Annotated in this window: 6 protein-coding genes; 4 read left to right on the forward strand and 2 right to left on the reverse strand. The window is 35.1% G+C overall.

The window, feature by feature from the left end:
* Positions 1–6794: Ig-like domain-containing protein (locus tag KA833_RS01860; protein WP_210128284.1), on the reverse strand; the 6794-nt coding region annotated here is incomplete at its 3' end.
* 375 nt (positions 6795–7169) lie between these two features.
* On the opposite strand from KA833_RS01860, the gene KA833_RS01865 reads away from it, so the two are divergent.
* Positions 7170–7583: a DUF2871 domain-containing protein gene (locus KA833_RS01865; RefSeq protein WP_046206960.1), complete on the forward strand. Its 414-nt coding sequence runs from the start codon at positions 7170–7172 to the stop codon at positions 7581–7583.
* Between the two features lie 65 nt (positions 7584–7648).
* Here the strand turns inward: KA833_RS01865 and KA833_RS01870 are convergent, their stop codons facing one another.
* Complete coding sequence (locus tag KA833_RS01870) at positions 7649–8389, reverse strand: sulfite exporter TauE/SafE family protein (RefSeq protein ID WP_210139441.1); 741 nt, start codon at positions 8387–8389, stop codon at positions 7649–7651.
* 370 nt (positions 8390–8759) lie between these two features.
* Between KA833_RS01870 and KA833_RS01875 the strand changes: the two genes are divergently transcribed.
* The 3 genes from KA833_RS01875 to KA833_RS01885 are packed head-to-tail and all read left to right on the forward strand — an operon-like array spanning position 8760 to position 11339.
* On the forward strand, positions 8760–9686 hold the full coding sequence (locus KA833_RS01875; protein ID WP_046206958.1) for a VOC family protein: 927 nt from the start codon (positions 8760–8762) through the stop codon (positions 9684–9686).
* Between the two features lie 12 nt (positions 9687–9698).
* Positions 9699–10760 (forward strand): LLM class flavin-dependent oxidoreductase, encoded by a 1062-nt coding sequence (locus KA833_RS01880; RefSeq protein ID WP_046206957.1) that lies wholly within the window; start codon positions 9699–9701, stop codon positions 10758–10760.
* A 12-nt stretch (positions 10761–10772) separates the two neighbouring features.
* Positions 10773–11339, forward strand: coding sequence for an NADPH-dependent FMN reductase (locus KA833_RS01885; RefSeq protein WP_210128283.1), 567 nt, complete (start codon positions 10773–10775; stop codon positions 11337–11339).

Genomic DNA, 11339 nt, shown 5'->3' on the forward strand with positions numbered 1-11339 from the left:
CCTGTACCTGGTTCTTCTCCTATACCTGGGTTTTCTCCTGAATCACTTACTATAACAATACTTGATTTAGATACATTACCATTTTTATCTGTAGCTGTTACTTGTAATTCTTCTCCACCTTTTAAATCTATATTAGATGGAATTTCAACTGTGTAGTTACCTTCTTCATCTGCTGTTCCTGTTGCCGTTGTTCCATCTGGGAACGTCACGGTTACTGTTGAGCCTGGCTCTGCTATGCCACTTACCGTTGTAGCTTCACTTGTCACTCCGTTCACCGTCGGTGCTGATGGTGCTGTCGTGTCTACTACTGTTGTCGTTGCTTCTGTTGATGTGTTGTTATCTTTGTCTGTCGCTACAACTTTGATTGGCTCTCCACCTTCTAAATCTATATCAGATGGAATTTCAACTGTGTAGTTACCTTGATCATCAGTTGTACCTGTTGCCGTTGTTCCATCTGGGAACGTTATGGTTACCGTTGAGCCTGGCTCTGCTGTGCCACTTACCGTTGTAGCTTCACTTGTCACTTCTTTCACCGTTGGTGCGTCTGGTGCTGTTGTGTCTACTACTGTTGTCGTTGCTTCTGTTGACGTGTTGTCATCTTTGTCTGTCGCTACAACTTTAATTGGTTCTCCACCTTCTAAATCTATATTAGATGGAATATCAACTGTATAGTTACCTTCACTGTCTGCTGTTCCTGTTGCCGTTGTTCCATCTGGGAACGTCACGGTAACTGTTGAGCCTGGTTCTGCCGTTCCACTTACCGTTGTAGCTTCGCTTGTTACGCCATTCACCGTTGGTGCGTCTGGTGCTGTCGTGTCTACTACTGTTGTCGTTGCTTCTGTTGATGTGTTGTTATCTTTGTCTGTCGCTACAACTTTGATTGGCTCTCCACCTTCTAAATCTACATTTGATGGAATTTCAATCGTATAGTTGCCTTGATCATCAGCTGTGCCTGTTGCTGTTTTACCATCTGGGAATGTCACTGTAACCGTTGAGCCTGGTTCTGCTGTGCCACCAATTGTTGTATCTTCGCTTGTTACTTCTTTCACCGTTGGTGCTGATGGCGCCGTTGTGTCTTTAACTGTTGTTGTCGCTTCTTCTGATTTGTTGCCATCTTTGTCTGCCGCTACAACTTTAATTGGCTCTCCACCATCTAATTTAACATCTGATGGGATTTCGATTGTATAGTTACCTTGATCATCGGCTGTGCCTGTTGCTGTTTTACCATCTGGGAACGTCACTGTAACCGTTGATCCTGGCTCTGCTGTGCCACCAATTGTTGTATCTTCGCTTGTTACTTCTTTCACCGTTGGTGCTGATGGCGCCGTTGTGTCTTTAACTGTTGTTGTCGCTTCTTTTGATGTGTTGCCATCTTTATCTGCCGCTGTTACGACAATGTTTTCTCCGCCTTTTAGGTCAATATTTGTTGGAATTTCGATTGTATAGTTACCTTGATCATCGGCTGTGCCTGTTGCCGTTGTTCCGTCTGGGAATGTCACTGTAACCGTTGAGCCTGGCTCTGCTGTGCCACTAACTGTTGTATCTTCGCTTGTTACTCCGTTCACCGTCGGTGCCTCTGGTGCTGTTGTGTCTTTAACTGTTGTTGTCGCTTCTTCTGATTTGTTGCCATCTTTATCTGCCGCTACAACTTTGATTGGCTCTCCACCTTCTAAATCTACATCTGATGGAATTTCAATCGTATAGTTGCCTTGATCATCGGCTGTGCCTGTTGCCGTTGTTCCGCCTGGGAATGTCACTGTAACCGTTGAGCCTGGCTCTGCTGTGCCACCAATTGTTGTATCTTCGCTTGTTACTCCGTTCACCGTTGGCGTCTCTGGTGCCGTTGTGTCTACTACCGTTGTCGTAGCTTCTTCTGATTTATTGCCATCTTTATCTGTCGCTATTACGACAATGTTTTCTCCGCCTTTCAGGTCAACATTTGTTGGAATTTCAATTGTATAGTTACCTTGATCATCGGCTGTGCCTGTTGCCGTTGTTCCGCCTGGGAACGTCACTGTAACCGTTGATCCTGGTTCGGCAGTGCCACCAATTGTTGTATCTTCGCTTGTTACTTCATTCACCGTTGGTGCTGCAGGTGCTGTTATGTCTTTCACTGTTGTTGTTATAGAATATGAGATATTTCCATTACCATCCATCGCTGATATTAATAGTTCTTCGTCACCTTTTAAATCTATTTTTTCAGGAATAGTAATTGTATATTCACCTTGGTTATTTGCTTTACTTTCTGCTGTAGTACCATCTGGGAACGTTACGGTAACTGTTGAACCTGGCTCTGATATGCCACTGATTGTTGTGTCTTCACTTGTTACTTCTTTCACTGTTGGTGCCTCTGGCGCTGTTGCATCAACTACTATTGTTGAAGCTTCTGTTGATTTATTATTAGATTTATCTTGTGCTATCGCTTGAATCTCTTCGCCACCAATTAAATCAATAGCATCTGGAATATCTACGCTAAAGTTACCGTGTTCATCCGCTTCTACATCAACCGTGATATTACCAGGGAATGTGATTGTGACTGTTGAATTAGGTTCTGAACTTCCCACAATTTGTGCGTCTTCACTTGATACTCTATTTATTTTAGGTGCATCCGGTGCTGTCTTATCTATAACAATCGTTGAAGTTGGATTTGAAATATTTCCTGTTTTATCTGTTGCTGTTACTTGTAGTTCTTCTCCACCTTCTAATTTAGTACCAGACGTAATATCTATTGTGTAATTACCTTGACCATCTGCTGTTCCTGTTGCCGTTGTCCCATCTGGGAACGTTACTGTAACCGTTGAGCCTGGTTCGGCAGTGCCACCGATTGTTGTATCTTCGCTTGTTACTTCTTTCACCGTCGGTGCCTCTGGTGCTGTTGTATCTTTAACCGTTGTTTTAACTGGTTCTGTTTCATTACCAGCATCGTCTGTAGATGTAACTTGTATTTCTTCGCCGCCTTCTAAACTAACTTCATTCGGAATTGCTATTGTATAATTTCCTGTTTCATCTGTTGCACCAGTAGCTGTTTCACCATTTGGAAATTTGATTGTTATTGTAGAATTTGGTTCTGCTGTCCCACTAATATTTTTATCTTGGCTAGTTACACTGTTAACCGTTGGTGGTGCAGGTGCTGTTGCATCTGTTACTGTTGTTGATCCAGCATGAGAAACATTACCAGCACTATCTTTTGATGTAGCACTAATCGTTTCTTTACCTTGTAACCCTTCATTTTCTGGGATAGTTACAGTGAAATTCCCATCTTGATCAGCTTTAGTTTCCACAACTTTGCCACTTGGGAATGTCACACTAACTGTCGAATTTGCTTCTGCCGTGCCTTTAACCTCTGTACTTACGCTTGTCACATGGCTTATTTGTGGTACATCTGGCGCTGTTGCATCTATGACTTGAGTGCTACCTTTTTGAGAAACGTTACCTGCTTTGTCCTTCGACGTAGCTACTATCGTTTCCCCACCTTGTAATCCTTCGTTTTCTGGAATATCTACTGTGAAGTTTCCATCTAGATCTGCTACTGCATCTACAACTTCGCCACTCGGGAATGTCACACTAACTGTTGAATTTGCTTCTGCTTGCCCATTCAATTGCTTACTATTACTATTGACGTCATTTAATGTAGGAGCATCTGGAGCTGTTATGTCTGTTACTATACGCGTCGCAACAGGTGATTCATTACCTGCTTTATCTGTTGCTATAGCTTTAAATACTTCGCCACCTTGAAGAGTGACACCACTCGGTATATCTACTGCATATTTACCCTGACTGTCAGCAGTTGTTGAAACTTTACCACCACCTGGGAAAGCAACAGTTACTGTTGAATTAGGTTCTGCTGTACCAGTTACTTGTGTGGCTTTACTTGTTATTGGATTTATCGCTGGTGCGTCTGGTGCTGTCGCATCTGTTACTGTAATTTGATCTGAAACTTCACTTGTTTTTCCACCTTTACTAGCTGTTGCAGTTAAAATAGTTCCAGCTTTCAATGGTTGATTCAATGTTAAAGAGGCAGCTGAACCATCATTGGGAATTTGAACTTTTCCAATTTCAACATTGTTATTATCTTTAACCGTAACAGTTGCACCCGCTGCACCATTAACTTTAATTACTGTATCATTGTCATCAACTGGATTAATTGATGGTGTTGGTACCTTGGAAATATCAATAACTTCGAATGTATTCACTTCATCATTTTCATAATTAGGTGAATCGATTGCGATAGTGTAGGTGCCCTCAGGTGATTGTGGTATAGATACTGAGAAAGTGCCATCAGGATTGACTGTTGATGTACCAATGACTTTTCCAGTTGCATCTAACACTTTTGCAGTTTGAGTTGCTGCACCTTCTTTTAATGGAACTGACCCAGTTACAACTCTAGCCTCATTTGTAATATCAGCCGCATCAGGTTTACCAACTAATGGTGACGTTTTATAATTGATAACTTCATCACCATCATTTTTACCATCTCCATCTGTATCTTCGTTTTCAGGATCTGAAAGTGATACTTGTCGTTCATATCGATCTAGTAAACCATCTTTATCATAATCTTGTAGTGCTAAAGTTGAAGTCCCTAACGTATTATTTATTAAAAGATTATTACTATCAGTTAAATAACCTGCGAAAGTAAAATCTTCTTTTTGTTTTGTTGTTTCTCGAATAAGATTACCTTCAGAATCATATTCCGCATCTTTAGTTAATATATTATTTACACTTTGATTTAATTTAATTACAATACGAACGCCTACTGTTTCAGGTAAAGTATTGTTAAACTCGATTAGTTTATTTAAGTCATTACTAGTAATTGTGCCATTACCGATACTATCAAGCTGTAAATCAGCTACTTTGTCTCCAGCATGATAGGTCTTGTCAAATCCTGAAAGACCTTTGTAGTCATATGTGTGTAGTTCTACTCCTTCAATATAAGGTAATAAATCTTTATCTATTTGATAGTTATATGACCATTGTTTTCCTTTAGTTTTAGAATATGCGAAAATACCATTTTTCATTATTTGTTGATCAATCAGTATTCCTCCGTGTTCTCCCACAGAACCATCATATGTAGCAGAGCCGCTACTTGCTTTAAATGCATTACTATTTTCTGGAGAAAGGTTATTTTCTAATTGACTTAAATCTTTATCAGCTGTAGTTAAGAAATAACCGCTACTTTCAGAAGTCTTAACAATTTTATTAGATAGTGAATCTCTAACAAACATTTGATAATTCAACTTATTATTACTTAATTCTCCAGATGCATTCAAAATGTTACCCACTGTATCATCTAATTCTATTTTACCGTTAGTCGCTGTATACTGTGATAGTATTTCAGCGCCTCCGAACAAACCATCATTTGCTCTGATAAAATTAATTTCCCAAGTATTAGTGAAATCACCGTTTTCATCTTTTAATCTTATAAATTCAACAGGGGTATTTCTACCACTAGGATTAGCAGATATTTTTGTGACATGACTTGCTATTTTCGGATCCAATTTCAAATCAATTTTATAGCGATCCCCTGAATTTGAGCCTGACATGTAACTATGAATATCAAAAGGAATGACATTGCTGTCTAGAGTCTTTTGTGAATCTAACTTACTTGGATCAAAAATCAATGATGCAAATGTATAGTTGTCCATATAGCCCAGTGATTTTTCAACTTTTTCATTTTGTTCTACTGCTGCTCGTAATGCAGTTGGCGTAGCCATTGAACGCAACAAAGTACGTTTTGGAGTGGCTAACGTTTTCGCTTTATCTTGTTCATTCGAAAGTTGAATAATTGAAGCCTTTAAAATTTCAATATTTATTGCTTCATCAGTTGTATTTTTATAATCAATATCAGCGTTTTCTAAAATTGCTTTAGTGTCTTCTGTTGAAAGCTGACTATTTAAATAATCTTCAACTGCCTTTTGTTTATTCTCTGTTTCTGACAGTTGTTTTGTTAATTTTGATTGTGTGTGATTACTCGTTTCAGGATTTTTCGTCATTTCTGTAGTTTTTTCATCATCAGAAGATGGTTCAGTTGATGGTTGTTTATCATTTTGCCCATCTAAATTTTCTGTTCTAGTGCCTTCTTTTGTATTATTAGAAGTGTCAGGATTTTTTTCTAGTGATTTTTCAGTTGGCGCTTCATTGCTAGATACATCTGTATCTTTTGTTGTTTCTGTTGTTGTTTCTGTTGACGTCTCATTTGTTGAATCTTTTACTTTATTATTATCCGTTGTTGTTTCATTACTTTCAGTTGCTCTTTCTTGATCAGATTCTTCTTTGTTCGTACTATCTTCATCTAAATGTGAAGTATCACTGTTTTCATCTTGTTTTGTTTCAGATGTATCTGCTTTTTCTATTGTTTGTTTATTCAAAACCTCATTTGTAGATTCATTCTCGTTTGTAGACTCATTAGTGTTATTATATTCTTCTTGTTGACCTAAGGTTGCGTCGTTATTATCTGGCTCTTTTTGATCCTTACTTAGATCATTATCAGTTTCTTCTTTTTGTAATTCATTTTTAGAATTTTCTGTCTTTTCTTCAGTAACATTGTTTTCACTGCGACTTAACGTTGTGTCATTTTCTTCTACACTTTTTATGTCTTGCACATCAAGTGCTTCACCTTTATCTGAATCATTAGCCTTATTATCATTCGTAATTGAGTCTAATTCAGCAGCTTTTGCTTCACTACTTACTCCAAATACAAGTGTCGCCCCAATCAATAATGATGCTGTTCCAACTGTAAACTTTCTAATAGAGTATTTATTTAACCTATTAGGTAAAAATCCTTGTTTGTTTTTCATCTTTTCCCACCTCAAAATAAACTTTATCACAATTTAATTCTACTCAATTAATTCGAAAAATCAAGATATTTCTTAAAGGTAAGTTATTAATATGAAAAAATGTCGCAAATTACAGTTGTTCGCCATTTTAAATTTATATGTTTTAGCATGCCACAATCAAGATATTTTCAATATTGTTAATTTCTATATAGTTTCAGAAATTCTGTTTTACGAACAATTTTCTCCATTAAGCATGATAAAAAAATTGTTTTAAATTGTAAAATTAATTAAACAATGAAATGCCATACAAAAATAAAGAAGTTTTCAATCGTTCATATAGAGTTCACAATCTTACCTTATATTTAAATTAAACATTCATTACAGGAGGTCGTTAAAATGAAAAAATTAATGTTCAGTTCAGCATTTTATACATTATTAGGCATGCTAAGTGGTTTATTTTATAGAGAGATGTCAAAAGCAGAAAACTTTAGTGGTTATTCGCAATTAAACGTAACACATACACATTTACTTGTTTTAGGTACAATTATGTTTTTAATATTTATGGTGATAGAACACCAATTAAAACTTACTCAACACCACACTTTATTTAACTATTTCTTTTATGTCTATCATATCGGTGTATTATTAACGGTTGCTATGCAATTTGTTAATGGTATAGCAACTATGAAAGGTTTTGAAGTGAGCCCTGCTATTGCTGGTATTTCAGGATTAGGTCACATTGCTATTTCTATCGCTTTCATTTTATTCTTTGTATTATTAAATAAAAGTATTAATGTCAATTCTAAATAAACGTAGATATAATTAAAGGTCGAATCACATTTCTAAACATAGAAATCGATTCGACCTTTTGACTTTCATATTAACAATAGTAAAAAACCTAAAATTATAATAAACAAGTAAATCCATTTTTCAAAATTATGATAAGTCGTATGGTTTATAAGATACTTTCCAGCAATGACTGAAATAATCAAACAAGGTATGCTCAATAAAAATAATGATACCGTTTGACTGGTCCATATTCCTCCAGATGCTTGACCGATCACTACGAATATCGCTGTAATTAAAAAATGGGCTTGTATTGTACTTCTAAAATCTTTAATATGCCAAGGCGCCATTGTGCCATAAATGACAACTGGTACACCATGTGAATTATACAAACTTCCTAATACACCTGAAATCATACCTGTTAGGCTTGGCCATATGTTAGATTTTAATATGATATTATATCTATTTTTAAAAAAGGTAATTTTTCCAAACGCATATATACCATATAATATTAAAAATAACCCAAGCATAATTTGTATAAATGAAGTTGCAATATACTGTAAAATCAAAATACCAAGTGGAACACCTAATAAACTCCCCAACAACATTAATAATAGTACTTTAATTTTTATATTTCTATAGTCTAAAAATATATTTAAACTCGCTACTGTTTGTCCAGCCAACCCCACCAGTGAAATAGATGTATGTAAGTTTAATCCTATCAATGCTAAAAGTGGCATACTCACGAGTGCTTCCCCAAAACCAAAATATGTTCTGACTAATCCACCTAAAAATATAGAAATCAAAATGTAAACTAAAAATAAATCCATGCTTTAACTCCTGATTCAATGCGTCATCCATAACAGCCATATCTCTTCTATTAATATTATGTTACTTATTAATTTATTTTGTTAACACTTACTAACGCTTATAATAATAACATTTCATAAACTATCAAATTGATTATATCAAACTTTCATTATAATATTTTAAAAATCAGAGCACGCTTTATTCTACTATCATTCATAAACGCTCAAACTTGCTTTTTTTCTAAAAAGGAAATATATTATACAAAACTAGTATATTTTTTATACCGTTAGTGTTTAATCTACACGATAGTGGTTATGAGTATTGAGAAGTTTTATTACTATCATACTTAAAACACAAGCAACTAGAAAGTTTATTACGAGGAGGTATTATATGAATATCGTTGGTCACCATCACATTTCAATGTATACAAAAAACGCTCAAAAAAACAAAGATTTTTATACTCAAATTTTAGGACTAAGACTAGTTGAAAAGTCAGTTAACCAAGATAATCCTAAAATGTACCATTTGTTTTTTGGAGATGAAATTGGTTCGGCTGGGACACTATTAAGTTTTTTTGAAATACCACTTTTAGGAAAAAACCGTCCAGGAACTGATTCTATATATCGCTTATCATTACTTATACCTGACGAAAGTGCTTTGAATTTTTTTAAAGAAAGATTAAGTCAATTCAATATTACATGGACACCGTTAGTTTATTTAAATCAGCCTGCCATTACCTTTAAAGATATAGATGGTTTGGAGATCATTTTATTAGTTAATGACAATTATTATACACCGAATGCTTGGAGAAAAAATCCATATACTGAGATACCTGAGCAATACCAAATTTTAGGAATGGGTCCTGTAGAACTAAGAGTTAAAAATGCTCAAGCTACACTCGATTTTTTAAAAAATAGCTTATCATATACACTTAGAAGTGATTTAAACGAAACCGTGATGACTTTAGATCATAACGGATTATATACTGATTTTGTTATTGTAGAACAACAAGGTGAACGTGCTCGACCTGGCCAAGGTTATGTGCACCATATTGCTGTTAATACACCAAAAGATAGTGATTTAAATTCAATTCATAAAATAATAGAGCAACAACCTGAAAATAACTCAGGAATTATAGACCGATACTTTTTCAAATCTTTATATTTTAGACAAAACCGTATTTTATACGAATTCGCCACGGATGAACCTGGGTTTACAGTAGATACAAAAATAGAAGATTTGGGTAAACATTTAAATTTACCAGACTTTATGGAACCACAACGTACAGAAATTGAAAATAATCTACATGAATTATAGAAAGGTGATTATATGGCACAGTTAAAAATGAATGAAAATACTCCATTAGAATTTGGACTCTACTCATTGGGTGACCATTTATTAAATCCACATAATGGAGAAAAAGTGAGTTATGAACAAAGAATTAATGAACTTATTGAAGCTAGTCAATTAGCTGAACAGGCTGGTATTGATGTATTTGGTATCGGTGAAAGTCATCAAGAACATTTTACAACACAAGCACATACAGTAGTTTTAGGTGCCATAGCACAAGCCACTAAAACAATAAAAATTTCCAGTTCTTCTAGTATTATAAGTGCTGCAGATCCTGTAAGGGTATTTGAAGATTTTGCTACTTTAGACTTAATTTCACATGGCCGAGCTGAAATTGTAGCAGGTCGTGCTTCACGAACAGGTATATTTGATTTATTTGGATTAGATTTGAATAATTATGATGAACTTTATGAAGAAAAACTTAATTTATTAATGGAATTAAATAAAACAGATAAAATTACTTGGTCAGGCAAATTCAGACCTGATTTAAATAATATGAAGATTTTCCCACGTCCAATTGATGACACATTACCTATTTGGCGTGCAGTCGGAGGACCTCCAGCAAGTGCTATCAAAGCAGGTAGGCAAGGAATACCAATGATGATTACAACACTCGGTGGTCCAGCAATGACTTTTCAAGATTCTATAGAACAGTACAGATTAGCTGCAAAAGAAAATGGTTATGATAATTCACCTGAATCTTTACCAGTATCAACAGCAAGTTTATTTTATACTGCTGACACTACTCAAGATGCTTTAAAAGAATTCTACCCGCATCTAAATGTTGGAATGTCATTTATCAGAGGTGCAGGTTATCCAAAACAACAATTTGCAAAGGCCCCTGACTATAGAGATGCCTTAATGGTTGGTAGCCCACAACAAATCATTGAAAAAATTCTATATCAACATGAGTTATATAATCACCAACGATTTATGGCACAAATTGATTTTGGCGGTGTTCCATTTAATAAAATCATGAAAAATATAGACCTTATAGGCAATGAAATTATTCCAACAGTAAAAAAACATTTAAGAAAGTAGGTCAATGATACTATGAATATTGTATTACTATCTGGCTCTAGCGTTGGTTCAAAAACGCGTACTGCTATAACATATTTGAATCAAGCACTTATGAATCAAGATGATACACACCATATTAATTTTATTGATTTAAAAGAATTAGAACTAGTGTTTAGTGATGGCAGAAATTATTTAGATTACAATGGCGATACATTATATCTTACGCAAACTTTGATGAATGCTGATGTCATTTTTATCGGATTCCCAATTTTCCAAGCTTCTATTCCCGGTACATTAAAAAATGTATTTGATTTACTACCAGTTAATGCATTTAAAGATAAAATAGTAAGTATACTTGCAACTGCAGGATCGCCAAAACATTATCTCATCCCAGAAACACAACTAAAACCAATATTAGGTTATATGAAGGCACATATTATGCAAACTTATGTATTTATAGAAGAACGCGATTTTTCAAATAATGAGATTGTAAACGATGATATTTTATTTAGGATAGATGATTTAGTTTCATCTACATTACGTACTTCAAAAGCATATGCACAAGTTTTGAAAGAAGAAGAAGATCAATATGATTTCTAA

This window comes from Staphylococcus sp. GDY8P67P, assembly GCF_017892545.1.
In the GTDB taxonomy this organism is placed as follows: Bacteria; Bacillota; Bacilli; order Staphylococcales; family Staphylococcaceae; genus Staphylococcus; species Staphylococcus ureilyticus.

Bases quoted from the DNA above. Each gene is read 5' to 3' on its own strand.
- KA833_RS01865 (WP_046206960.1), top strand. From the start codon at position 7,170: ATGAAAAAATTAATGTTCAGTTCAGCATTTTATACATTATTAGGCATG.
- KA833_RS01870 (WP_210139441.1), bottom strand. From the start codon at position 8,389: ATGGATTTATTTTTAGTTTACATTTTGATTTCTATATTTTTAGGTGGA.
- KA833_RS01875 (WP_046206958.1), top strand. From the start codon at position 8,760: ATGAATATCGTTGGTCACCATCACATTTCAATGTATACAAAAAACGCT.
- KA833_RS01880 (WP_046206957.1), top strand. From the start codon at position 9,699: ATGGCACAGTTAAAAATGAATGAAAATACTCCATTAGAATTTGGACTC.
- KA833_RS01885 (WP_210128283.1), top strand. From the start codon at position 10,773: ATGAATATTGTATTACTATCTGGCTCTAGCGTTGGTTCAAAAACGCGT.